This window comes from Bradyrhizobium sp. GW821-FHT13H05, assembly GCF_058804065.1.
The window spans coordinates 80,141-101,165 of the sequence record NZ_JBXAPO010000015.1 but is presented as its reverse complement, the minus strand read 5'-3'; the positions used below and the strand labels follow the sequence as shown (position 1 = coordinate 101,165).

Below are 21,025 nucleotides of genomic sequence, written 5' to 3'. Positions count from 1 at the left end.
GGAACGGAGGAATGGAATGAAGAAGATGATTGTGGCTGTGTCGCTCGTGGTCTTGCTCGGCGGCGCGGCAGTCGCGCAAACCGCCACCAAAGGATCGACCACCACTTCGGGACAGTCGGCGGGCTCTTTGCCGCCTGCGCCCGTCGGTCATCGACAGCCGCGCGTCGGCGACGTGCCGAATGAGAAGAATTTGAGCGATCCGAACGATCCCCTGAGCAAGGAAAACCAGGCGCTCGACAAGAAGATCAAGAGCATCTGCCGCGGCTGCTAGTCGTAACGGCGGGCAGGGCGCGACAGCTCGCCCCGCCCGCGTTTGCTTCGGCCTTACGCCGAGCGCTCGTGCAGCCCCGCGCGCTTGGTATTGCGCCGGACCTCGACCGCGTCCGCAAGCTGCTCGAGCACAGTGGCCGTGGTCGCCCAGTCGATGCAGCCATCAGTGATGCTCTGGCCGTAGACGAGCGGCTTGCCCGGAACGACGTCCTGGCGGCCGGCGACGAGATTGCTCTCGATCATCACGCCCATGATGCGGTTCTCACCGCCGGAAATCTGACTGGCAATGTCGGCCATGACCAGCGGCTGGTTCTCCGGCTTCTTGCTCGAATTGGCGTGGCTCGCATCCACCATCACCAGCGGTGCGACACCTGACTTCGCCAGATCGTTGCAGGCGGCCGCGACACTCGCCGCATCATAGTTCGGCTTGCTGCCGCCGCGCAGGATGATGTGGCAGTCCTCATTGCCCGAGGTCGAGGCGATCGCCGAGCGGCCGAGTTTTGTGACGGCCATGAAATGATGCGGATGTGAGGCCGACTTCACCGCGTCCGCGGCAATGCGCACGTTGCCGTCGGTGCCGTTCTTGAAGCCGACAGGGCACGACAGCCCCGAGGCCAGCTCGCGATGGATCTGGCTCTCGGTCGTGCGTGCGCCGATCGCGGCCCAGGACACGAGGTCGGCGATGTATTGCGGGGTCGTCATGTCAAGGAATTCGGCACCGGCGGGAAGGCCGAGATTGTTCACCGCCGACAGCACGTTGCGCGCCAGCCGCAGGCCCTTGTTGATGTCGAAGCTGCCGTCGAGATCGGGATCGTTGATCAGGCCCTTCCAGCCGACGGTGGTGCGCGGCTTCTCGAAATAGACCCGCATCACGATCTCGAGCTGGTCGGCGAGGTCCTCGCGCAGCTTTGCGAGGCGCTCGGCGTAGTCGAGCGCAGCCTTCGGATCGTGCACCGAGCAGGGGCCGACCACGACCAGCAGGCGGTCGTCCTGGCCGCCCAGGATGGCATGGATGGCGTTGCGCGCAGCCATCACCACACGCGTTGCGGTGAGCGTGCGCGGGACTTCCCGCATCACCTCATCAGGCGTGCTCAGCTCTTTCAGTTCGCGGATGCGAAGATCGTCAGTCGTGCTCAGCACGGCGGGCTCCTATTTGTTTCAGAACCTGCCGGCCAATAAAAAAGCCGCCAGGTTTGGCGGCTGTTCGGACGTTTGCTTCAATATTTCAAATTGAGCGCGATCCTCCTGCCGCCAGCGAGCTGTCGTAGCTAAAGTACCAATAAAAGCTGGTGGCGACGGTGATCATGGGAGGCCATATAGCGCGCGATTGGCGGGTTGTCACCCCCCAATCGGCGTGAGGGGTCACGAGGCGCCTCAACTGTTGCTGTTGCGTGCGGCCAGCGCCATGCCGATCAGGGTGGCGCCGCCGAACAGCAGGTTGATGCCGACGAGCACGCCGATCGCCCATTCCGCCGAGCTCGGCAGTCCCGTGATCACCATGAACGAGATCGCGATGTCGACGAGGCCCGAGATCAGCAGCCACGACCAGCGGCCGCTGAGCTCGCGGCGGTGCTCGAGTGCGTACATGATGGTGGCGACGCCCTCGGCGAGAAAATAGGCGCCGAGCACGATCGTCAGCGTCAGCACGGCCTGCATTGGCCGCGCCAGCAGCAGCATGCCGGCAAGCACGGCCAGCGCAGCCGAGATCAGCGACCACCAGAAGCCCGGCGTGCTGCGCGCCCAGTAGGTCACGACGAGGCCACCGATGCCGCTGATCAGGAACATCCAGCCCAGGAAGATCGCGATGGCGAGACTTGCGAGCGGCGGCAGGATCAGCGCGGCGACGCCGAGCACGGCGAGCAGGATGCCTTCGAACAGGAAGGCCTTCCAATGCGCTTTCACGGTTTGGCTCATCGCGGATTGGAGCCGGGAGAGATCCTCAGGCGATGTCATCGGCAGGCTCCAGGTCAAAGGGTGCGTGCTCTATGTAGTGCGCGCACATCGCGCTTGCCATCCCGCGGCTCAGCCGCCGCCGTGCGCCGACGAAAAACCTTCCCCGCTGGTGCGAACGCGGTTGCGGCCGAGAATGTAGATCGCGATCGTGACGATCAGAAGCGCAAGGCCGAGCAGGATCGAGACGAAGCCGATCGGGATCAGGGCCAGCGTCAGATTGCGCTCGGGATTGATCAGCCAGTGATGGATCGAGGTCAGCACGAAGGCGAGGCCGAGAAAGCCGACGCCGCCACCGGCGAGCAGCAGCGCCCACATCCGCCGCAGCTGGCTGAGCCGCTCCCGCGCAATGTCGGTGCGGGGCGCATGGTGGCGCGCGACGCGGCGGACGAGGCGAATGGCGAAGGCGATCGAGCTGAAGCCGATCAGCAGGCTCGCGGCGCCCAACCACATCCGGAGCGTCGGATCGAGGTCCGGCATCCTTTGCAAGGTCAGCAGCGGGAAGTCGAAGGCCGAATGCAGCGCGAGTGGGCCTGCGAAGATCAGGAGGCGACTGGAGAGGCGGGCCCAGTCGCGGTTGTGGCGGTTCGCGCCCAGCGCGGTGCCGGCGCGGGCGATCGTGAGGTAGGCTCCGGCGATGATGCCGAGCGCACCGTGGAACGGCACGGTCAGCACGCTGCGCAAGGCGGCCAGCGAGCGCCACATCTCGGCATGCTGGACCAAGTAGGCGAGGTTCTCATAGGCGGCGAAGCCGAGGCCGACGGCGGCGCCATAGACCACGGTGTCCATCGGATTGGCAAAAGTCCGCCGTTTGGTCGAGGAGACCAGCACGATGGCGATCACCTTCACCGCTTCCTCCGGCAGTGCGACGCCGAAGATCGAATGCATGGCGAGAGCGGCCCAGGGATTGTCCGGGGCTGCAACCATCTTGGCGAAGGGGGCGCGGGCGAGGCCCAGCAGAGAAATGCTGGCGGCACCGAGCAGGAAGGCGGTCCAGACCTGGGCCGGCGGCCCGGGGCGCTCCTCGGCCGCGATGACGAGCCACAGCATCAGCAGCGCCGGAGCGATGGCCGCAGTTCCGATGACGGTGGGGAGCGCTTCGATCAGGTACATCAGCGTCGAAAATAGGTTCCCTGGCCCGGCTTATCTACTTTTACCGATGCGACCATGTGTCATGCGCTTGCTGTCGCCTCGCTTAACAGCCGCGACAGCTTCCGTTCATCTGCGCGGTGATCGAGGTGCAGAATACGAGTGCAATCAACTGCATGACGGGACGTGCTCGCTATCGATGGCAACGATCTCGCAGCCGATGTGAGGCCGCGATTGATTAGCCGGATCAAGGGAATGCGAAGGTTTCTTCGATTCACGATGCACGTGTCCCGGCGGCAAGTCCAGAGGCGGCATTCACCGCCGTCTGGGCCCTGCGGCCGGGGCCGTCCTAGTCACGCTTCGTTGTGCGCCGGCGGTGCGTTGAGACACGCCGGGCACGGGCCTGCTCCAGCTCCCAGAAGGCGCGGATCAGGCATGAGCCGAGACAGGCTGCAATCAGCATCAGCAGGAAGGCTTGGTCGACGGGGGCGAGATGGGTCATGGCGATGACTAAGCAACGCGCATGCCACGCGTTGCGCAGGGGCTCTGCGGTCTGCGCAATCGGTCCTTACGTGAAATGACCGTTGTGGCAGCTCGAATCGGGCGCGCCGGAGATAATGGGCCGGTGCGGCCGCGTCGCGGCTCAATGGGTTGTGAGCGGCGTGCGCGGCAGCTCCGGCGCAACGTCGAAAGCGCCGAGATGGTATTCCTCGCCGGTCGCCTGATCTGGCAGCAGCGGCTGCTGCGCGAGCAGGGTGAACGCGGCCTGCGGGTACTGCTTCCAGATCGCGAGATCACCGGCGGTAATGGTGAGCCAGCCGAACGTGTACATGTAGCGTCCGGGCTCGGTGACCCGGCCGACCCTGTCCCAAGTGATCTTATCAACCGTGATCTTATCGACCGTGATCTTGTTGACTGCCATTCGGTCCCCCGATCGCAAGTCCGCAAATGAGGTCCGGCACGAGGCACAGACCTTCAAAAGCTGATCCCGCAATGGGGCCGCGATAGGGCAGCGATGCGGAGGCGAGACGGCCGGAGGACGGCCGCCGCCTGTCGCCTTAGCGTGCCGTCGTGGCCGCCTGCGCTTCCGCTTCGGACGCCAGCTCCAGCTGACGGTGCGAGGCGTGGAAGACGTCGTGGACGAGGCCGATCTTCTCCAGACCCAGAATGATCAGGCCGTTGAGATCGATCTCCCACCAGGCGTGCGAGATATAGGCGTCCCGCGGGAAGCGGTGATGGTTGTTGTGCAGACCCTCGCCGAAGGTGAGGATCGTGGTCACGAACTCGTTGGTCGAGGCGTCGTCGACCTCGAAGCGGCGGTAGCCGTAGGCGTGGCAGATCGAGCCGGTGAACTGGCTGACGAAGATCAGCAGATAAGCGCGAAGCAGGCCGGAGAACAGCACGCAGCCGATCATGGTGTGCACGCCGCCGAAGGTATAGCCGATCACGCCGGGAATGAAGACGGCCGACATCCCGTACCAGACCCAGCGCGTGCGCACGAAGAACATCGCGATCGGGTCGGCGAGGATGTCCTTGGCGTAGTACTCATTCTCGGTGGTCGCCTGATCGAACACCCAGCTGCCTTGGGCGTGCAGGAAGCCTTTCAACGCGCTGACATAGCGATTGCCGAAGCCGTCGAATTGCGGGCTGTGGGGATCGCCGACGTCATCGGCATAGAGATGGTGGCGGCGGTGGTTGGCGACCCATTTCGCGATCGAGCCCTGCACTGCCATCTGGGCGATGGCGCAGAAGAACACGCGCATGATCGGGCCGGTGCGGAAGCTGCGATGGACGAACAGGCGGTGCATGCCGGCGCCGATGCCGAACGTCGTCAGCGCGAACATCCAGGCGAACGTAAACAGCTCGACCTTGCCGACGCCTTGCGTGATGGCCCAGATGATGCCGGCGACCGCGCCGACATAGAGGATGCCGAGGAGGAGATAGCTCTCGCGCAGTTTTGCGCGGACGAGCGGACCTTCGGTGACGACGCCGGGCGGAAGCTGCGGCTTGGTGGCGGTGGTGGTGTTTTGAGCGATCTCGGCCGGGGCGAACTCAGCGATGGACATTCCGGGACTTCCAATACTCGGGGCCCGCAATGCTTGCGGACATGCTGGATCACACCCTATCGCGCAGGGGGCGCTACCTCCAGTATTTAGTTAAAGAAGAGTTAAAATCGGCCCCGCCGAGTTCAGGCCGACTGCAGCAAGGGCGAGCGGACGATCAGGCGGACGAGGTCGTCCCGCTGCTGCTTTTCGGCGAATTTGACCGCAAAGCCGTTGTCGAATTTGCGGATGACGCGCCCGACACAGGCGCCGACCGCGAGCGCGGTTCCAACCGGCGGATCGTACTCGCTGGATATGGCGACGCCGGCGGTGGAGACGTCGATGATGAAGCAGGGATGGGTGCTGCCGTCGGCGAGCGTCAGGAAGGTGTGCGAGACCTGCGGGACGAAGCGCGCATCATTGCGCAACTCCCGGACGCTGGCGTCCTTCTGCTTTTTCTCCAGCCAGGTCAGCTTTTCCGACATCCAGGCCCGCCGCGCCCGCGTCATGTCGAGTTCCATCAGGAAGCCTGCCTTCAGCGTCGCGCTGATGGTGCACTGGAATTCGCCGAAGTCCTGGAAGTAGGAGGTCACGCGCTCGCCGATCTTGCCGACGACAGGCACGTCCACGATCATCCGGAACGGCGAGACGCGCTTGGTCCGGCAGGCGAAGGTGCGCAGCTTGCCCTCGCAGTCGTACCAGCGCGGCAGCGAGTAGCTGCCGCTCACGGTGACTTCCACTGCACGCTGCCTGAGGAACTCTGCGACGGACATTGAGCGCCAATCGTGTTTCGGACTGTTTCCGTAGATTCACGGTAGCGTTCAAATTCTAAGCAAATGATACCGTCGCTCATGAGCAGGGGTAAATTTCCGGTAAATGCGCGGGGCGATCGTGGGCCGGGGAGGGCGACATAAGGTCCCCGTTATGCGGCACACAGGTTCACAACTGCGTCATTGCGGACGGTGACGCCTCTCTAACCATTCCGGCATTTGTCGATGATGCCGCTCGCTGAACGGATGTCGTCGAGCGACCAGTTGCCGAGCAGCGTGATGATCGCTTCGCGGCGGTACAGATGCCGCTCGCGCCGGGAGGTCTGCCGGTAGTCGACGCCGTCCTGGCGCGCCAGCGCGCGCGACACGATCGCGATCTGTCGCAGCTTCTGCGGCTCCAGCAGGCTCATGTCTCACCGCGTGGCGGCTGTTGGGAATCGGCGGCCTTGAAACTAGTCGCGGTGGCTTACGGAGACCTGACGGCGCGGATCTGAACGGAGGCGTTCAGAGCGAGCCGAGCAGCACCAGCAGAGCCAGTAGCCCAATCGCAATGAGGAGCTTGATCGCCGTCGCGGTCAGGCTGTCCGGCCTGATCTGAAATCCGAACGCAGGCAATGCGCGCCGCAGCGCAAGCGCTGCGAAGGCTTCGACGGTCGCGAACACGACGGCGATGCCGGCAATGGCGGACCAGGATGTGTCCGTGGGCATCCACGACGCGAGCCAGCTCGGGAACGAGGTTGTCAACGACGCCAGCAGCGCAAACCATCCGAACAGGGACGCGAAGCCTTTAATGATGTCGGGTCCGATCGTGTTGGGCTCGAGCCGGATACCGATTGCTCGAAACGCGGATTCGATGCGCTCGCCGTCAGTGAAAAAGAGGAACGCGCCGAGATAGAGAGGAACGCGCGACTGGAAGAGCAGGGCGATGATGCCGAACAGGACCGTGTAGCCGAAGGCATCGCCGAGAACGTCCATGCCGCCCTTGGCTGGTCGCTCCGGCGCGGTGGTGGGCTGCGGCTGCGGAAGCGATCTGGCGCGGGCCATGTGCTCGAGCATTCTGGCGCGGCGCTCCGGCGCATAGGGCGTCGTCCGGTGCATCCAGGGCGGCGGCGCCGGCGAGGCGACGCCGGACGGACTGTCCGAAGGGGATTTTTGCTGCGCCATGGGCCTCTGCACCGGTTCCAACAGGACATTGGTCGGTGGCGAGGGGCAGGCAGGTTCATGTGGGGACGGCAGTTTTCGCCGCGCCATCCAATAGCCCGGATGGTGGCGCTCCCTAGCGGAATCGAACCGCTCTCTCCACCGTGAAAGGGTGGCGTCCTAACCGATAGACGAAGGGAGCAAACGCAAGGCCCCGCCGCTTTTCGCGGCACGGCCGCCGGCCGCCCGAGTCGTGCCCGGCGGCTTGCGGCGGGCGAACGTATAGTGGCCTTTAGGCCGGTCGGCAAGCCGTTCGGGAACAGGTTTTTGGGGCAGTGGATAGCCCCGACCCCGGGATCATTCCGGGGGCGATTTCAACGGTTTCTTAGGTTCCCCGGGATAGCGCTGGAGAGGGAGATTTTGAGCCAATGCCACAGCCCAAGAAGCGCGCAGCCCGCAAGCTGCTGTCGCAGCACGCCTGGATCACGCTCGACGGCGGGTTCGCGGCGCGGCATTGCCTGGTCCAGGACATCTCGGCCTCAGGCGCCAAGATCACGCTGGACGAGGACGCGAGCCAGCTCCCGGGCACCATCCGCATGGCGTTCTCACGCGATGCCCGCACCGGGCGGAGCTGCCAGGTGGTCTGGCGTCGCGGCAAATCGGCCGGCATCAAGTTCGTCTGACATCGCCTGACGCGCCCCGGATGGCGTGCGGTGCCTGTCCGGGCTAGAACGGTGGCATGCGTGCTCCGTTCCTCATCCTCATCTCGCTCTTGGCCACATCCGCGACCGCGGCCGAGAGCCTGCGCATTCCCCCTGCCGAGCCGCCGCAGTCGGGCAAGACGCTGCCTTTGAAGAGTACGGCCGGGGCCGCGAAGGCGGGCTCCTGCGCCGCCTATGGCCGCGGGTTCACCATGGTCGAGGCGACCGGCACCTGCGTGAAGATCGGCGGCTCGGTCAGCGTCGAGACCTCGGTCAGGCGCTGAGCCCCATGCCGCCGGATCTGATGCGGCCCGACATCATCGTCCCCTTCGTGATGTACTGCGCGCTGCTGTGGTGGGTCGGGCGCGGCCTGAGCTGGACGGCCAAGCTTGCGACCGCGGCGGTGACGCTGGTGCTGATCATCTGCGTGCTGCTGGTCGAGCGCGGCTGGCGCTAGGGCGCCAAAACAAAAAGTGAAAAACAACCCCATGCACAGTAGCCGTCAAGTGCGGCGGCCGCGCTGAACGCCCGCGCCACAACGGCGATTCATCGCGGCGTCATCGCAGCTTACGCAGCACCAGCGGCTCACGACATCGGCGGTGCGACAAACTGCGCAAATCCGTCCCGTTTGCCGAGCTCGGCGAGCCAGCGGGTGAGGTGCGGCTGGGCGGGGCGGGTGATGCCCTCGACGCCGAGCCAGCGCCGCGCATAGGACCCGATCGCGATGTCGGCGAGCGTGAACTGATCGCCCTCGATGAAGCGGCGCGAGCTCAGCAGGCGGTCGGCGATGGCCCAGACCTCGGCGGCGGCATCGGCATCCCGTTGCACCTGGATCATGTCGCGCTCGGCGGGCGCCGTGCGCACGATGCCCCAGAACACGGGACGATCGACCGGCTGCACCGCCGACAGCGTCCAGTCGAGCCAGCGGTCGACGCTCGTGCGCAGTTTTGGCGCCTCCGGATAGATCGGCGTGCCGCGTCCATGCGCGAGGCAGAGATAGCGCATGATCGAGTTCGACTCCCACAGCACGAAGTCGCCCTCGACCAGCGTAGGGATTCGGGCATTGGGGTTCATCGCGAGATAGTCGGCCTCGCGGGTCTTGCCGAACGCCATGCCGGCGTCGATGCGCTCGTAAGGAAGGCCAAGCTCGGTGAGGCACCACAGCACCTTCTGCACGTTGACCGAATTGGCGCGGCCCCAGATCGTCAGCTTGGCATCAGGCATGTCGCTTCTCCCCGCGGCGTTTTTGGTGTCGTAGCCCGGATGGAGCGAAGCGCAATCCGGGGTCTGCTCGCTTGGTGAGACCATCCCGGATTACGCTGCGCTCCATCGGGCTACGCGTCCTCTCGCGCGGGTGATAGCGGAATTTTGCGAGAGCAGCGATGTGCGATTGCGCCGAGCCTCTCATGCAAAAAGCTCCGCCCGAGGCGGAGCTTTCATTGCAGGTTAAACCGAACGTTCAGTGGCCGAAGAACAGCCACAGCAGAAGGATCACCGGTATCGGCACGCCCAGCATCCACAACAACAGTCCTCGTCCCATTGCGTCCTCCTCCAATTGCATTGTCGGGGAGTGAACGCGCGCGGCGAGGGCTTTGTTCCTGCGTAAATGGCCTACCAATGGCCGGTATTCGGCATCGACAGCCAGGGCTCCGCCGGCGCCTTCGGCTCGCCCTTCTGCAAGAGCTCGATCGAGTGCAGATCGGGCGAGCGGACGAAGGCCATGTTGCCGTCGCGCGGCGGACGGTTGATGGTGACGCCGGCCTTCATCAGCTGCGCGCAGGTGGCGTAGATGTCGTCGACCTCATAGGCGAGATGGCCGAAGAAGCGGTCCTCGCCATATTTCTCCTCGTCCCAATTGTAGGTGAGCTCGACCAGCGGCGCGCCGCGCGTCTGCGGCTGCTTCTTCAGCGCCTCGAGATCGTCGGCCGAGCACAGGAAGACCAGCGTAAAACGCCCCTTGTCGTTCTCGATCCGCCGCACCTCCTTCAGCCCCAGCGCATCCTGGTAAAACTTCAGCGCGACATCGAGATTGCGCACGCGCAGCATGGTGTGGAGGTATCGCATGGTTGTTGCTCCCTTGTAGGTTCGGAGGGTTTTTGGTTTCGGGCGGGGGCGATGAATAGCAGCAAAATGGGATAAAGGGCAGGGGGATGAGCACGGTCACCGTAGTTCGGGAGCATTTTTTGAACGAGTCGGTTTCAATTGGTGCTAGTAGGACGTCGGATATCCCGTCAGACATTTTGGTTAGAATTGGAAAATGTCGAGCCAGGTTTTTACAAACGTATTTCGTGAGGCGCTATGGGAGTCTCACCATAAAAAATGCTTCTACTGTGGCTGCGAATTGCTTTTGCAGGACATGGAAGTTGATCATGTCCTCCCAGAGCGTTTGGCGGACGACTACGAAGCTAGGCAAAAAGCCCTCAAGCAAATAGGGCTTCCTGGAAATTTCGAAATTCGCGGATATGAGAACCTCGCTCCGTCCTGTTCTCGATGCAATTCTAAGAAAGGCGATATGATACTTTTCGACGGCAGTTTAGCGATTCTTCTCGGAAAACTTCGCAACAAGGTTCCGGATGTCGAGGCTGCGATTGCTCGTCGCAAAACAGAACGAAATTTAGAAGATATGTTGAGGCTCATCGCGCGATCAATTGATAGCGGCAAATTCAGTAAAGAAGACCTACTAAAAAGCTTGGAACACAAGCTACAATTCCCCGACGGAATACAAGGGTCATCGGGTGGAGGCCCACCGCGCTCGCCCGAGGTTGCCAAATCTTACGTGCATTTTTCGAACCCTCACCTCAGCTTTACCAGTCATGCGCGGTCCAGCATGAAGAAACGCGGATTCACTGTTGGGGATTTTTACAACTTCCTGGTCGATATTCTGCGCAGTCCAGCGGCGAATTCAGTATCCGTCGACAACAAGCCGGGTGAGTATATGATCGACACTCCCGACGGCGCCCGAATTATTTATGCTCTTCGCGGGGATAAATTGATCGTCAAGACGATATTCTATGCTTGATATCGTTTTGATTTATGTTGCGCCAGCGTTGCCGTCTGTTTTGGCCAAACCGTTACGCATTTTGCCTTGCTTGGCCTTATAAGCAAAGCTGCTAGAAACACCTCAGAATTACGGTGACAGCGCACTCGAATCCGATGGCAGCAGGAGAGAGTTGAGTGCACTTGCACCGTAATTCCAAAGTTGAAGGGGGTGGAAAGGCTAAGGTGATTGTAGGAGGGTGTCCAGAGGCCTACATTTTCCGTTGCGATGAATCATCGCGTGGCAGTTGGCGCAGACCACAGCTAAATCCTTCAGGAATATCTCGCGGCCTTCGGGGGGAGCCTTCTGTAGAGGGATCTTGTGGTGCACCTCAGCGTAACCGTCCCCTAATGGGCCATATCTCTCCTTGAAATCGAAACCGCAATTCGGTACCTCGCAAAAAAGCCTGCCGTGCTTGGCAAGCGCTTCGGCGATTTTAGCTCGACGTAGTTGGCCCTCACGCCGTCGATGTAAAACATATTTTGCGCGCTGCGAGCCCTCGAAATAGGTGGTCTGGATATCGGGCGGATAGAACGCGGGAACGGACGGCCTTTTGCCTCTAATGATAAGCCACTCTCCAGTGACGGTATCGAACTCTCTTACTGTCCATGGTTCTTCGTCGAGCTTCCGGCCTTCGACCTTTGTGGCAACTCCGGGTACGCGCGTGGTTGTGCAGATGATCGCCCGGACGGGTAGCTGTTCCTCGTAGGCGATGCGAACGTGCTGCCGCATGTTCTCTCCGCGCTTTTGTGCGGGGCCGGCATATTTTCGTGGGATTAGATGGTGGTAAACATCGCGTCCCCTAAGCTCCAGGCGATCGTGCCAAAGGCAAAGGGCGATCTTTTCGCCGGGTTCGATGAATGACCAGTTGTAGCTTTTTGGATTGGACGAGGCATGCTTCCCCGCATAATTGGCCCAATCACCAACGTAAAAGCCAGCCTCATCAAGCAGGTCGATGATGAGCCTCTTGCTGGCCGGCATTAAGTCTTCAATCACGCCCATGATTCTCGATCCGAAAAAGATGAACTATACTACTGGTTGAAATGCCTAAGAAAGTTCTCCCTCTATTTCTCCAAGGCCTTAGCCGAGGAATTCCGCCTTGGCACCTGAGACTCTATGGTGCACACGGGAAAGCTGCTATTGGCAAGAGATTCAACTCGGAATCACTCAGGGCCAATGATTTTCCGACCTTTACAACACGTGCGGACTTGGAACAGCTGCTTGCCGACGGCGCGGCCGAAGGCACAACGTTGGAGTTCAAGGACTCTCGATCCCTTCAGCGCGACGAGGGTAAAATTACCGAGCTTTGCATCAATGTTTCTGCTTTGGCCAATTCCGCAGGCGGGCAGATCATCTACGGCATTAACGAGAACAAAAAGACAAACGGGCCGATTGAGGTGGACAATGGCGTTGCGGACCCGTCGATTAGGCGTGACTGGATAAGCCAGATATTGAACGCCCGCATAAAGCCTAGGCTGCCAGAATATTCTATTGAGTCTGTCCCGCTCAGTGGAATGCAACTGGGGTTCGTGATCTCAGTTCCTCAATCGTTGGTCGGACCGCATCAGGCGCCAGACCACAGATACTACCAAAGGCTCGGACTCGAAGTCCGGGCGATGGAAGATTATCAGATCAAGGACATTATGCGCCGGGCGACAACGCCTGATCTATTCGTGACTTTATCGTTCTTGGAGGGAAATCAAGAGACGCTGCGGTTTTCAGAAAGGGAGTCGAGACCATTCAACCTGATCGCCAATATCGAGAACAGGTCACCGCAGCCAGCATTCCACGTCGTGGTGGAAATCGGGATTGATACCGATTTCAAGATCGTCGGATTGGGAGGTTTCGCTCGGTTTAACTCCAAAGAGCAGGTTGAGAAAACGCCCCTCAATTGGCTCAGATGGGAGCTGGCCACTCCGCCAGGCCAACCTGTCTTCAAAGAGCATCCGCGATCCCTCAATAATCAAGCCATGATGTTGACATGAGCGCGGATGAAATCACCAACCAAGAAATACATGATTTGACCGTGCGAGTATTGGCGCCGGGCTGCTCCCGGCAAGAAAATTGGTCTATCCTTGCTAGAGGTCCAATTTTGACTCTGAAGCCTCCACACAGCCCTCTTAGCCTCAGGCGCGAAAGCTAGCTGAAGAACGCTGTTCAAAAGGAGTTACGGTGCAGTCCAGCACTGTCACCGTAATTGCGGTTTCAACTGGAGGATTGCCTATGAAGTTTGGTTTGTTCGCTCTCGCACTCCTGGCCTTTGTTGCTGAAGCTTCGGCCCAGGACAGCAAAATGCCGCGGTCCGGTGATGCGAGTAAGTGCACGATTGCGAAGTGCAAGGAGACGCAGAAGGGGCGGGGATACACGGAAGCCCAGGCTTCCAACTGGTGCCCGAAAAACCTGCACAAGGGGTGTATCTGAGAATAGGCGCGGCGAGGCTAAAATTACGGTGACAGCGTCACCGCAATCTGGATGATCTCCGTTCGCCAGACCGTTGAGGTGCCGCGGCGGATGGTTCTGATGGCCACGCCAACATCGCAAGGTCTATCATTCTGCGAAGCTCTCCGGATGTGGCGCCGGCCTGCGGCAAGTTCATCATGGCCTGCAACACGCCGAGGAAGTGCCATGACAGACCGGCGATGTCGGAATTGGAGTTACGGTGACAGTGCACTAAATTGACGTTGCGCGGTTTTCAGCGCATATTGCGGCATGGCTCGCCTCGCCCGTGTCGTCATTCCCGGTCATCCCCATCATGTCACCCAGCGCGGCAATGGCCGGGCGCGCACGTTCTTCGAGGACGGCGACTATGCGCTCTATCGTGACCTGCTCGCGGCGAATTGCAAGGCCGCAGGCGTCGAGGTGTGGGCCTGGTGCCTGATGCCGAACCACGTCCATCTTGTCCTGGTGCCATCCGATCCCGACGGTCTGCGCCGCGCGCTGGCGCGCGTGCATCGAAGCTATGCCGGAACCGTCCAGGCGCGACGCAAGCGCACCGGCCATTTCTGGCAGGGGCGGTTTGGCGCGGTCGCCATGGACGAACATCATCTTGCGGCGGCGCTGCGCTATGTGTCGCTCAACCCCGTGCGCGCGCGTCTGGTGAAGCGGGCGCAGGATTGGCGGTGGTCGAGCACGCGGGCGCATCTGCACGGCAGGGACGACGGCGTCACCGCGCTGGCGCCCGTCCGGGATCGCTTTCCAGACTTTGCCGATCTGCTGACGACCGAGCCGGAGGCGGATCTGTTCGACGCATTGCGTTCGGCGGAGAGCATCGGCCGGCCCCTCGGCGACGACCGCTTTCTCGCCCGCATCGAGCGCCAGACCAAGCGGGTTCTGAGACCGGGCAAGCGCGGGCCCAAGCCGTCCGCACCGGAAGAAGAATGAGCTTCGGCTGATGATTTAGTGCACTGTCACCGTAATCCGACATCGAGATTGCGCACGCGCAGCATGGTGTGGAGGTATCGCATGGTTGTTGCTCCCTTGAACGGGTGGGGTTTTGCTTTGGGCCGGGATGGCGGGGAGAGGAGATGGCAGGAAACGGGAAGGAGGGGCAGGGGGCGGGTACAGATGTGCGCGCGGCATCGAACCGTTGCTCGTGATTCAACTTAAGGTGTTTTATAAGAGACAGCACGTTACGCTGCTGATAGAATCCTCGCAGTACACTTTGAATTGGAGATATTTCAATGACTGACACCCGACCTTACACGGGTAAGGGCGACGATTTGCAGGCGGCAATTATGGCTGCACACGAGAAATACAAGCAAGCCGCGCATTTGGCCGATCCGACGAAGGATATGTTCACGACCAAGGTTATGGCCTTCGGGGTAGAAACGGGCGGCTTTGTGCAATCAACAACCTTCTTTGCCATCGTGCAGGAAGCACCGCACGTTTCGACCTAGTGTTTGTCTTATCGCAATACGGTATGGGCAGGAATGGCGCCTTGCCTAAAGCGACGTTGACCTTCCCAGCGAATACCACGTGGACAACGGCCGCTAGGTTTCGAAGCTACAGAGGCTCGGCGGCTTGCTCGGCCCGAGTTCAGGCGCGGCTCCCGCATCATTGCTGCGGTGACAGTGCACTCAATCGATGCTGTCCGCCGAGGGGCACCGAAGCCGCAACGGTGGAGTCGATTGTACTGCTCGGATTGCCGCTGTGACCACGCCACCAGGGAGGCACAGGCAGATGACGAAGACTGGGGCTTCCGTTGAAAATGAGCCTGCTTGGCTCGGCCGTTTGCGCCGATCGGCCTTTGCCGTGGTGTTCTTTACCGCCGGCGCATTTCTAGGTCAGCTCACCAATTTGGCAGAGGGATTGAGCAAGCTATATGACCGCTATTTAGGTGAGCCGGAGGCATTTTCCGTCGCCGACAGATCGGCCAAAGCGATTTTTTCCGACCAACTCGCCCAACGGGCTTGGCGTCGGTTGTTCTGGGCGAACAACTTTCGCCTGCGGGTCCAGAATGTAGCGCCTCTCGCCGATATTGATGCATCGTGGAAATCCTATATCGACGCCGATGCCGACTGGAACGCGAACGTGATGAGTGCAATCGTCGGTCTATCGCGTCACTACGACGCTAAGCGAAGCGCGCGGTTCGAAGGCCCCGTACAGGAGCGATTCTCGAAGCTGGACGATGAACTCGCGGCGCTTCGAAATTCCGAGGTCGTAAGAGCACTGCGCGACGGCCGTCAACCCAACGACCTGGAGCGAGCGACAGCGAAAGAACTCTCCGAGAGGGTCAAGGCGGCTTCTGAGAGTGTCAACCTCGAACTCTACGCGCTCGTTCGTTGCATTTTGCCGCCTCGGGAAAGCTCGTCCGACGAAAGGAAGAACTTGTGCCTCTAGTAAATTGGGGGATCACAGGGACAGTGCACTCAATTGACGCGCGTGCGGAATGCGGGCCGAGCTAGTAGCGCGTTGGTGATACACGCTCGAACGAATAGGTGACTGTTGGAAGACTTTGCCCTGAAGGGGTTGATAGTCGGCAACGGAATTACGGTGACAGTGCTGGACTGCACCCCTCAAGTGAGACACGGGAATTGCGGTGAACTCAACGCCAGTGGCAGCAGGAGTGAGTTGAGTGCACCGTTGTTGGGGTCCAGGAGGGCGTGGCAAAACCAGAAAAATGTGATAGATTCGAGCAATGCCAAAGCAAAAGCAACAGACTGGAAAAACCGTCAAGGGCGGCTTCGTCGTTGGCCGTGCCGGCTTTGCGAAGATCAGCGATGTTGAAGGCATTCGGCTGAAGCCGGCCATGAAAAAGCGGGCCAGCGAAGCCGCCGCCAAGGGCCTCTCAGCGGAAGAGTATCGCCGCTCGATTTTGCGCAGCTACCGTAAGCCCTAAGTGTAATCGCATGTACGATGCGATTGACGATCCCTACACCTACGAAAATTCCACGGTTCTTGTTAACAAGCTCGACCTGCGGGACCAGGACGACCTCGACGATTTCGAAGCCGAAATTTCCAGCGCTCGATCGGCCGAGCCAATCAATTTGCTGTACGGTCGCGGTAAATCGTTTTCTGTTCAGACCATGCCGGGTTCGTCACCGGCCAAACCATACTCGACGGGAGAAGCGACCCGGGGCATCTTCAAACGCAACGTTTGAGAGGATCCTCGATGACGCGACGTCATGTCCTCGCCCTGCTGGCCACGGCCCCGTTCGGGCTTGTCGCGGCGCAGGTTGTCGCCGACACCTATCCGAGCCGCGTGGTGACCATCGTAGTGCCCTATCCCGCGGGGGGATCCGTCGACGGCGTCGCGCGTCTTCTGGCGCAAAAGCTGAACGAGGCGTTCGGGCAGAGTTTTATCGTCGAGAACCGCGCCGGTGGCGCCGGCGGCATTGTCGGGGCGAACTATGTCGCCAAGGCTGCGCCTGACGGCTACACGCTGATGCTGACCGCGTCGATCCATGTGGTGACGCCGTTCCTGCACAAGGCCGTTCCCTACGACGTGGTCACCGACTTCACGCCTGTTACGCTGGTGGCGAGCGGTCCGCTGATCGTCAGCACCAATGCGCAGTCGCCCGCCAAGACGCTCAGGGAATTCTTCGACCTGGTGCGCAAGGATCCGAACAAATACACCTTCGCGACATCGAGCTTCGGCTCGGCCGGGCACATGGCGATCGAACTGCTCAAGCGCGATGCCGGCGTCGACACCCTGGTGGTGCCCTACAAGGGCGCAAGCCCCGCGCTGACGGACCTGATGAGCGGCCAGGTGCAGTTGATCGCCGATCCGATGCTGTCCTCGCTGCCGCTGGCGAAAGCCGGAAGCATCAAGGCGCTGGCCATCACCAGCACCAAGCGTGTCGACATCGCGCCGGAGATTCCGACCGTGGCCGAGTCAGGCATGGCAGGCTTCGATTTCAGCTCCTGGTACGGCCTGTGGGGTCCGAAGGGTTTGCCCGCTGACCTGGTCACGAGGATTCAATCCGAGGTCGCCAGGATCGTGCAGCGGCCCGAGGTGAGGGAACGCTTTGCGCTGCTCGGATTCGAGCCGCTCGGCTCCACGCCGGATTATTTCGTCGGCTACATCAGGGACGAGATGGCGAAGTATGAGAAGATCATCAAGGACGCCAACATCAAGGCGGAGTGACAAGGGAGCAACAGTAACAGCACTGTTACTGCAATGACCGTCTCTCACTTCAGCGGTGCAGTCCACCCATCAGCCGGCCGGTCGTCAAAGTGCCTGTTCGCAATGCAGTTTGCCACGATACTGGCGCGCCAAATCTAGGCTGGGCTGCGATATTCTACGCCTGTACAACGCTCGACTAAGGTGGGAGTCTAGTTAACTCGCGCCATACACACTGAAAGCCATCGGGCCTCAGAGCATATTGGTGTCCCACGGTCGATGCGACTGCCCTGCTGCATCAACATCGTGGTCAGTCGAACGAGTGGTGTCGGGAATGGTCGATCCGGAACTTTTGTCGCAGCTGATCGGCGATATCTACGACGCAGCACTCGACTCCAGCTTGTGGGTGGGAGTTCTCGAGCAGGCGACGCAATTCATCGGCGGCACTGCGGCTGGAATTTACTGGAAGGACATCACCGTTCAGGGGGAGCTTCACTACGTCTACAATGTCGAACCGTCCAGCGTGGACGCGTATTTCAACAAATATATCCGCTTCGATCCGAGTTTGACGGCTCAGTTCTTTTTCAAGGTCGAGGAGATTTACAACACGACGAACGTCTTGCCTTATCATGAGTTCGTCGAGACCACTTTCTACAAGGAGTGGGTCAAGCCGAACGGGTGGGCCGATCATCTGGCTGCCACGCTCGACAAGTCAGCAACGAGCTTCGCTCAGTTCGGAGTCTTCCGAAACGAGCGCCAAGGGCTTGCCGACGACAATATGCGGCAGCGCATGCGCCTGCTGGTTCCTCACGTGCGCCGCGCGGTGTTGATCGGCAATGTCATCGACCTTCAAAAGGAAAAGGCCGGAAGTCTGTCAGATGCGCTCAACGGGCTCGACGCCGGCGTTTTTCTGTTGGACGAGCGTTGTCATATTGCATTCGCCAACATCGCCGCGCAGGCGCTGCTCGATGATGCGACGATCTTGCGAACCGTCAACAATGCGTTGATCACCGTGGACCCGCATGCGGCGCAGCTATTGCGCAACGTCGTCGCTGCCGCGAGCGGCGGCGATGGTGCTGTCGGCGCGGAGGGTGTTGCCATTCCGCTGTCCAGCAAGCTTGGCCAGAATTGGGTGGCCGATATCCTGCCGCTGACGTCGGGGGCGCGCCGCCAAGCCGGGGGCCTTCACTCTGCGGTCGCTGCCGTCTTCGTCCGAAAGGTATCAATCGCGGTGCCTTATCCGACCGAAGTGGCGGCGCGACAATTCCAGCTCACGCCGAGCGAAGTGCGGGTCCTTGATGCGGTGCTGAAAGTCAGCGGAGTAGCTGAGATAGCGGAGGCGCTTGGCATCAGCGAGGCCACCGTGAAAACTCATCTCCAGAACATCTTCGGAAAGACCGGCGTGCGCCGTCAGGCTGACTTGATCAAGCTTGTTGCGGCACACGCCCGGCCGTTTTCCGGGTAAGAGAGCACGAAACGTGCGGCTTCCACGCTGTGACAGGCGTGATCGCGCTCGCTCTATTTCTCTTCCGCCGCCGTCGCTGTTGCCGGGCCTTCGCCCATGATCAGCAGCACGGCGACTCGCGCGCCGCGCGCGTCGACCGGGCCCCAGGGGATCTGGTCCGGCAATTTATAGGTGACGGCGGCGGGATTGAGCTCGGCGGCGGAGCCGACGCTCAGCGTGGCGGCAAAGGCGAGCGGCAGCGGCAGAATGCGCAAGGCTCGGCTCAAGGCGCGGCTTGTCCTCATGACGATCTCCCCTTGACTGGCGCCGGTTGAGTTGGCGCCTTGAGGTTGCAGGGGATGCTAGCGGGTCCTGATGCCAAGGCAAGGCGCGCACCGCGCATGCGTGATCATCTGCCCGTGCCAGGACATGACACGATGCGGCTGCAACATCAAAAAGGGGGATTGCGGTGCGCGCGCGACGGCTACGTCACTTGGCTAACTCACTTGGCTAGCTCATTTGGCGTAGCCCTGGGAGCGGAGCCAGGCGATCTTGCGATCGCCGTTGATCCAGTCGTCGGCGTCTGCCTTGCTGGTAAATCCGGTGATTTCGCGCTGTTCGTGGTCGGGATAGTCCGCCAATATCTTCCAGTCGTTGTCTGAGAGGCGGACGGTTTTGAAGGTCACTTTTGCTTTAGCCATGCCGCACTATGCAGCGAATTCTCTTGAATGAGAACCCACCTTGCGGTGGGACTTTGGTCAATCCGCCTTTGGCCAGCCTGCCACGCCGATAAAGCCGGCGAAGGCGGACATGTTGATGATGGCTTCAACCCGCAGCAAGGCGGGTTCCCTGGAGAAAGACCCGGTGTCGGGGAGGTGAGCGGGGTCTTCACAGCACTAACTTCGCCTTTGGGCGCCGTCCGGCTGCCGGCTCGCCAAAGTCCCGCTCTTGCGCCGCATCCTGAAGCTTGCCAACCGGAATGGCCGGCCCTGGGAAGTTGAACCCCGCCAGAGGTGCGGCGACTAAACGCCATGGCCGCTGTCCTTGCAGAACTCCTGTTTGCTCTCATCGGAGAGCTCGTTGGCCACTGGCTGAGACGGGTTGCGGTGGCCGTTTGCGCGTGGCTCGATACGAGGATTCACGGCCGCGCCGCACGCCTTGTCGCGGGCGGCCTGCTCGGGCTTGCTGCCTTTATCCTCATTCCTGTCTTCGCCGGGCTGCTGGGTTTGTGATGCCTTCCGTGAAAGCGAACCTCATCATCGCATTGGTCGTCGGGGCGCTCATCTCGGCGGTGCTCCTCGCCCTGGAGCCGCTGACCGATTACGCTTTTCTATCGTGGGAGTGGCCTGGCGTCACCGCAGCGTATTTGTTCTGGGGAGCGCTCGGAGGCTCCGCCTTCGCTGGGATAGCCATTTCCTGGCTCGTGAATGCACTCACTTACGGTCTGGGTGCCCTAGCCATTCTTAGCGTTCTAAGGGGGCTGGCCGGGCCTGCTCGGCCTCGTCCACCAGCGTCAACGCGGCGCCATCATAGCTCAGCTTCAGCCCTCGGCCGACGATCCAGATCCATCCCTCGCGGGCGTCCCTGGTTGGCTGGGCGCTGAACTGGTCGGAGATCGATTTGACGGCGGCGTCCTGGGAGCCGGGATTGTTCAACACTGCATTGACGCGCCGGATGGGATGCCTGGCATCGACATCGTCGCTGTCAATCGTGAGCCTGGCGCCATCGACGGCGCATTCGATTGTGTAGGACTCGCGCAGCTGGCGGCAGCGGTAGCGGCGTTGCGTGATGACCTTGTTCGTCTCCTCGAACGTCATCCCGGGTGAAAAGCCGAGGATGTCGGACTTTTTCACCAGCGCCAGCGACGCGGGCTTCAAGAAGCCTGGCTGGATCGCCACGAGGGCGGCAATTGCAACAACGATCAAGCCGGCGATAACAATGGCAATCTTCATCAGCCCCTCGCGAGAAACGTCCGACCATACAACAGGTGGAGCGTCGTGAGGGGAGCCGTGCACATCGC

The 21,025-nt window shown here is 61.1% G+C and carries 28 protein-coding genes and 1 tRNA gene; 14 read left to right on the top strand and 15 right to left on the bottom strand.

The genetic code is table 11. The features are described 5' to 3' along the window. Window positions 1-16 precede the first annotated feature (16 nt). Window positions 17-271: a hypothetical protein gene (locus tag AC1RR3_RS31635; protein ID WP_492828040.1), complete on the top strand. Its 255-nt coding sequence runs from the start codon at window positions 17-19 to the stop codon at window positions 269-271. A 53-nt stretch (window positions 272-324) separates the two neighbouring features. Here the strand turns inward: AC1RR3_RS31635 and AC1RR3_RS31630 are convergent, their stop codons facing one another. The 9 genes from AC1RR3_RS31630 to AC1RR3_RS31590 all read right to left on the bottom strand — a co-directional run bounded on the left by AC1RR3_RS31630 (window position 325) and on the right by AC1RR3_RS31590 (window position 7,463). Continuing rightward, on the bottom strand, window positions 325-1,410 hold the full coding sequence (locus tag AC1RR3_RS31630; protein WP_492828038.1) for a 3-deoxy-7-phosphoheptulonate synthase: 1,086 nt from the start codon (window positions 1,408-1,410) through the stop codon (window positions 325-327). Window positions 1,411-1,644: 234 nt separating this feature from the next. After that, window positions 1,645-2,223, bottom strand: a complete 579-nt coding sequence (locus tag AC1RR3_RS31625) for an HdeD family acid-resistance protein (RefSeq protein WP_492828036.1) — start codon at window positions 2,221-2,223, stop codon at window positions 1,645-1,647. Between the two features lie 69 nt (window positions 2,224-2,292). After that, the gene (locus AC1RR3_RS31620; RefSeq protein WP_492828034.1) at window positions 2,293-3,333 is read right to left on the bottom strand and encodes a PrsW family glutamic-type intramembrane protease; all 1,041 of its coding nucleotides are present in this window, start codon (window positions 3,331-3,333) and stop codon (window positions 2,293-2,295) included. A 619-nt stretch (window positions 3,334-3,952) separates the two neighbouring features. Continuing rightward, window positions 3,953-4,231, bottom strand: coding sequence for a hypothetical protein (locus tag AC1RR3_RS31615; RefSeq protein WP_492828032.1), 279 nt, complete (start codon window positions 4,229-4,231; stop codon window positions 3,953-3,955). 136 nt (window positions 4,232-4,367) lie between these two features. Beyond that, complete coding sequence (locus AC1RR3_RS31610; RefSeq protein WP_492828030.1) at window positions 4,368-5,375, bottom strand: acyl-CoA desaturase; 1,008 nt, start codon at window positions 5,373-5,375, stop codon at window positions 4,368-4,370. A 122-nt stretch (window positions 5,376-5,497) separates the two neighbouring features. Next, complete coding sequence (locus AC1RR3_RS31605; protein ID WP_492828028.1) at window positions 5,498-6,124, bottom strand: PilZ domain-containing protein; 627 nt, start codon at window positions 6,122-6,124, stop codon at window positions 5,498-5,500. 200 nt (window positions 6,125-6,324) lie between these two features. Continuing rightward, the gene (locus AC1RR3_RS31600) at window positions 6,325-6,531 is read right to left on the bottom strand and encodes a hypothetical protein (protein WP_492828026.1); all 207 of its coding nucleotides are present in this window, start codon (window positions 6,529-6,531) and stop codon (window positions 6,325-6,327) included. 94 nt (window positions 6,532-6,625) lie between these two features. After that, window positions 6,626-7,372, bottom strand: a complete 747-nt coding sequence (locus AC1RR3_RS31595; protein ID WP_492828024.1) for a hypothetical protein — start codon at window positions 7,370-7,372, stop codon at window positions 6,626-6,628. Between the two features lie 16 nt (window positions 7,373-7,388). Next, window positions 7,389-7,463, bottom strand: a tRNA-Glu gene (locus AC1RR3_RS31590). Window positions 7,464-7,689: 226 nt separating this feature from the next. On the opposite strand from AC1RR3_RS31590, the gene AC1RR3_RS31585 reads away from it, so the two are divergent. Genes AC1RR3_RS31585 through AC1RR3_RS31575 form a run of 3 tightly spaced genes read left to right on the top strand, consistent with a single transcriptional unit; the run spans window position 7,690 to window position 8,419 of the window. Beyond that, window positions 7,690-7,944 carry a PilZ domain-containing protein gene (locus AC1RR3_RS31585; protein WP_492828022.1) on the top strand — a complete coding sequence of 85 codons (255 nt, stop codon included), beginning with the start codon at window positions 7,690-7,692 and terminating at the stop codon, window positions 7,942-7,944. Between the two features lie 56 nt (window positions 7,945-8,000). Then, window positions 8,001-8,246: a hypothetical protein gene (locus tag AC1RR3_RS31580; RefSeq protein WP_492828020.1), complete on the top strand. Its 246-nt coding sequence runs from the start codon at window positions 8,001-8,003 to the stop codon at window positions 8,244-8,246. Window positions 8,247-8,251: 5 nt separating this feature from the next. Further along, entirely contained in the window at window positions 8,252-8,419 is a 168-nt protein-coding gene (locus AC1RR3_RS31575) for a hypothetical protein (RefSeq protein WP_492828019.1), read from the top strand. A 128-nt stretch (window positions 8,420-8,547) separates the two neighbouring features. Here AC1RR3_RS31575 and AC1RR3_RS31570 read toward each other — a convergent pair whose 3' ends face one another. Together AC1RR3_RS31570 and AC1RR3_RS31565 are read right to left on the bottom strand one after the other, a co-directional pair. Beyond that, window positions 8,548-9,186, bottom strand: coding sequence for a glutathione S-transferase family protein (locus AC1RR3_RS31570; RefSeq protein ID WP_492828017.1), 639 nt, complete (start codon window positions 9,184-9,186; stop codon window positions 8,548-8,550). 387 nt (window positions 9,187-9,573) lie between these two features. Beyond that, the gene (locus AC1RR3_RS31565) at window positions 9,574-10,026 is read right to left on the bottom strand and encodes a VOC family protein (RefSeq protein WP_492828015.1); all 453 of its coding nucleotides are present in this window, start codon (window positions 10,024-10,026) and stop codon (window positions 9,574-9,576) included. A gap of 193 nt (window positions 10,027-10,219) precedes the next feature. Between AC1RR3_RS31565 and AC1RR3_RS31560 the strand changes: the two genes are divergently transcribed. Further along, the gene (locus AC1RR3_RS31560; RefSeq protein ID WP_492828013.1) at window positions 10,220-10,981 is read left to right on the top strand and encodes a hypothetical protein; all 762 of its coding nucleotides are present in this window, start codon (window positions 10,220-10,222) and stop codon (window positions 10,979-10,981) included. Window positions 10,982-11,179: 198 nt separating this feature from the next. On the opposite strand, the gene AC1RR3_RS31555 is transcribed toward AC1RR3_RS31560, so the two are convergent. Then, complete coding sequence (locus AC1RR3_RS31555; protein WP_492828011.1) at window positions 11,180-12,001, bottom strand: HNH endonuclease; 822 nt, start codon at window positions 11,999-12,001, stop codon at window positions 11,180-11,182. A gap of 206 nt (window positions 12,002-12,207) precedes the next feature. Here AC1RR3_RS31555 and AC1RR3_RS31550 point away from each other — a divergent pair, with 206 nt between their 5' ends. The 8 genes from AC1RR3_RS31550 to AC1RR3_RS31515 all read left to right on the top strand — a co-directional run bounded on the left by AC1RR3_RS31550 (window position 12,208) and on the right by AC1RR3_RS31515 (window position 19,026). After that, on the top strand, window positions 12,208-12,984 hold the full coding sequence (locus AC1RR3_RS31550; protein WP_492828009.1) for an AlbA family DNA-binding domain-containing protein: 777 nt from the start codon (window positions 12,208-12,210) through the stop codon (window positions 12,982-12,984). Window positions 12,985-13,708: 724 nt separating this feature from the next. Further along, the gene (locus AC1RR3_RS31545) at window positions 13,709-14,380 is read left to right on the top strand and encodes a transposase (protein WP_492828007.1); all 672 of its coding nucleotides are present in this window, start codon (window positions 13,709-13,711) and stop codon (window positions 14,378-14,380) included. A 299-nt stretch (window positions 14,381-14,679) separates the two neighbouring features. Further along, a complete protein-coding gene (locus AC1RR3_RS31540; RefSeq protein ID WP_492828006.1) occupies window positions 14,680-14,895 on the top strand; it encodes a hypothetical protein in 216 nt (71 codons plus the stop codon). 283 nt (window positions 14,896-15,178) lie between these two features. After that, window positions 15,179-15,838 carry a hypothetical protein gene (locus tag AC1RR3_RS31535; RefSeq protein ID WP_492828005.1) on the top strand — a complete coding sequence of 220 codons (660 nt, stop codon included), beginning with the start codon at window positions 15,179-15,181 and terminating at the stop codon, window positions 15,836-15,838. A gap of 298 nt (window positions 15,839-16,136) precedes the next feature. After that, window positions 16,137-16,337, top strand: coding sequence for a hypothetical protein (locus AC1RR3_RS31530; RefSeq protein WP_492828004.1), 201 nt, complete (start codon window positions 16,137-16,139; stop codon window positions 16,335-16,337). Window positions 16,338-16,347: 10 nt separating this feature from the next. Then, window positions 16,348-16,599 (top strand): hypothetical protein, encoded by a 252-nt coding sequence (locus AC1RR3_RS31525; RefSeq protein WP_492828002.1) that lies wholly within the window; start codon window positions 16,348-16,350, stop codon window positions 16,597-16,599. An 11-nt stretch (window positions 16,600-16,610) separates the two neighbouring features. Next, window positions 16,611-17,585: a Bug family tripartite tricarboxylate transporter substrate binding protein gene (locus AC1RR3_RS31520; RefSeq protein ID WP_492828000.1), complete on the top strand. Its 975-nt coding sequence runs from the start codon at window positions 16,611-16,613 to the stop codon at window positions 17,583-17,585. A 310-nt stretch (window positions 17,586-17,895) separates the two neighbouring features. Further along, window positions 17,896-19,026, top strand: coding sequence for a helix-turn-helix transcriptional regulator (locus AC1RR3_RS31515; protein ID WP_492827998.1), 1,131 nt, complete (start codon window positions 17,896-17,898; stop codon window positions 19,024-19,026). 53 nt (window positions 19,027-19,079) lie between these two features. Here the strand turns inward: AC1RR3_RS31515 and AC1RR3_RS31510 are convergent, their stop codons facing one another. Together AC1RR3_RS31510 and AC1RR3_RS31505 are read right to left on the bottom strand one after the other, a co-directional pair. Beyond that, the gene (locus AC1RR3_RS31510) at window positions 19,080-19,310 is read right to left on the bottom strand and encodes a hypothetical protein (protein ID WP_492827996.1); all 231 of its coding nucleotides are present in this window, start codon (window positions 19,308-19,310) and stop codon (window positions 19,080-19,082) included. 210 nt (window positions 19,311-19,520) lie between these two features. Beyond that, entirely contained in the window at window positions 19,521-19,706 is a 186-nt protein-coding gene (locus tag AC1RR3_RS31505) for a hypothetical protein (protein ID WP_492827994.1), read from the bottom strand. A 330-nt stretch (window positions 19,707-20,036) separates the two neighbouring features. Between AC1RR3_RS31505 and AC1RR3_RS31500 the strand changes: the two genes are divergently transcribed. Continuing rightward, window positions 20,037-20,237, top strand: a complete 201-nt coding sequence (locus AC1RR3_RS31500; RefSeq protein WP_492827992.1) for a hypothetical protein — start codon at window positions 20,037-20,039, stop codon at window positions 20,235-20,237. Window positions 20,238-20,468: 231 nt separating this feature from the next. Here AC1RR3_RS31500 and AC1RR3_RS31495 read toward each other — a convergent pair whose 3' ends face one another. Beyond that, window positions 20,469-20,957 (bottom strand): hypothetical protein, encoded by a 489-nt coding sequence (locus AC1RR3_RS31495; protein WP_492827990.1) that lies wholly within the window; start codon window positions 20,955-20,957, stop codon window positions 20,469-20,471. Window positions 20,958-21,025 lie beyond the last annotated feature (68 nt).

What these genes read in the sequence shown, in the direction of transcription:
- AC1RR3_RS31635 (WP_492828040.1), top strand. Translation starts at nt 17, where the DNA reads ATGAAGAAGATGATTGTGGCTGTGTCGCTCGTGGTCTTGCTCGGCGGC.
- AC1RR3_RS31625 (WP_492828036.1), bottom strand. Translation starts at nt 2,223, where the DNA reads ATGACATCGCCTGAGGATCTCTCCCGGCTCCAATCCGCGATGAGCCAA.
- AC1RR3_RS31620 (WP_492828034.1), bottom strand. Translation starts at nt 3,333, where the DNA reads ATGTACCTGATCGAAGCGCTCCCCACCGTCATCGGAACTGCGGCCATC.
- AC1RR3_RS31615 (WP_492828032.1), bottom strand. Translation starts at nt 4,231, where the DNA reads ATGGCAGTCAACAAGATCACGGTCGATAAGATCACGGTTGATAAGATC.
- AC1RR3_RS31610 (WP_492828030.1), bottom strand. Translation starts at nt 5,375, where the DNA reads ATGTCCATCGCTGAGTTCGCCCCGGCCGAGATCGCTCAAAACACCACC.
- AC1RR3_RS31605 (WP_492828028.1), bottom strand. Translation starts at nt 6,124, where the DNA reads ATGTCCGTCGCAGAGTTCCTCAGGCAGCGTGCAGTGGAAGTCACCGTG.
- AC1RR3_RS31600 (WP_492828026.1), bottom strand. Translation starts at nt 6,531, where the DNA reads ATGAGCCTGCTGGAGCCGCAGAAGCTGCGACAGATCGCGATCGTGTCG.
- AC1RR3_RS31595 (WP_492828024.1), bottom strand. Translation starts at nt 7,372, where the DNA reads ATGGCGCGGCGAAAACTGCCGTCCCCACATGAACCTGCCTGCCCCTCG.
- AC1RR3_RS31585 (WP_492828022.1), top strand. Translation starts at nt 7,690, where the DNA reads ATGCCACAGCCCAAGAAGCGCGCAGCCCGCAAGCTGCTGTCGCAGCAC.
- AC1RR3_RS31580 (WP_492828020.1), top strand. Translation starts at nt 8,001, where the DNA reads ATGCGTGCTCCGTTCCTCATCCTCATCTCGCTCTTGGCCACATCCGCG.
- AC1RR3_RS31575 (WP_492828019.1), top strand. Translation starts at nt 8,252, where the DNA reads ATGCCGCCGGATCTGATGCGGCCCGACATCATCGTCCCCTTCGTGATG.
- AC1RR3_RS31570 (WP_492828017.1), bottom strand. Translation starts at nt 9,186, where the DNA reads ATGCCTGATGCCAAGCTGACGATCTGGGGCCGCGCCAATTCGGTCAAC.
- AC1RR3_RS31565 (WP_492828015.1), bottom strand. Translation starts at nt 10,026, where the DNA reads ATGCGATACCTCCACACCATGCTGCGCGTGCGCAATCTCGATGTCGCG.
- AC1RR3_RS31560 (WP_492828013.1), top strand. Translation starts at nt 10,220, where the DNA reads ATGTCGAGCCAGGTTTTTACAAACGTATTTCGTGAGGCGCTATGGGAG.
- AC1RR3_RS31555 (WP_492828011.1), bottom strand. Translation starts at nt 12,001, where the DNA reads ATGGGCGTGATTGAAGACTTAATGCCGGCCAGCAAGAGGCTCATCATC.
- AC1RR3_RS31545 (WP_492828007.1), top strand. Translation starts at nt 13,709, where the DNA reads ATGGCTCGCCTCGCCCGTGTCGTCATTCCCGGTCATCCCCATCATGTC.
- AC1RR3_RS31540 (WP_492828006.1), top strand. Translation starts at nt 14,680, where the DNA reads ATGACTGACACCCGACCTTACACGGGTAAGGGCGACGATTTGCAGGCG.
- AC1RR3_RS31535 (WP_492828005.1), top strand. Translation starts at nt 15,179, where the DNA reads ATGACGAAGACTGGGGCTTCCGTTGAAAATGAGCCTGCTTGGCTCGGC.
- AC1RR3_RS31530 (WP_492828004.1), top strand. Translation starts at nt 16,137, where the DNA reads ATGCCAAAGCAAAAGCAACAGACTGGAAAAACCGTCAAGGGCGGCTTC.
- AC1RR3_RS31525 (WP_492828002.1), top strand. Translation starts at nt 16,348, where the DNA reads ATGTACGATGCGATTGACGATCCCTACACCTACGAAAATTCCACGGTT.
- AC1RR3_RS31520 (WP_492828000.1), top strand. Translation starts at nt 16,611, where the DNA reads ATGACGCGACGTCATGTCCTCGCCCTGCTGGCCACGGCCCCGTTCGGG.
- AC1RR3_RS31515 (WP_492827998.1), top strand. Translation starts at nt 17,896, where the DNA reads ATGGTCGATCCGGAACTTTTGTCGCAGCTGATCGGCGATATCTACGAC.
- AC1RR3_RS31510 (WP_492827996.1), bottom strand. Translation starts at nt 19,310, where the DNA reads ATGAGGACAAGCCGCGCCTTGAGCCGAGCCTTGCGCATTCTGCCGCTG.
- AC1RR3_RS31505 (WP_492827994.1), bottom strand. Translation starts at nt 19,706, where the DNA reads ATGGCTAAAGCAAAAGTGACCTTCAAAACCGTCCGCCTCTCAGACAAC.
- AC1RR3_RS31500 (WP_492827992.1), top strand. Translation starts at nt 20,037, where the DNA reads ATGGCCGCTGTCCTTGCAGAACTCCTGTTTGCTCTCATCGGAGAGCTC.
- AC1RR3_RS31495 (WP_492827990.1), bottom strand. Translation starts at nt 20,957, where the DNA reads ATGAAGATTGCCATTGTTATCGCCGGCTTGATCGTTGTTGCAATTGCC.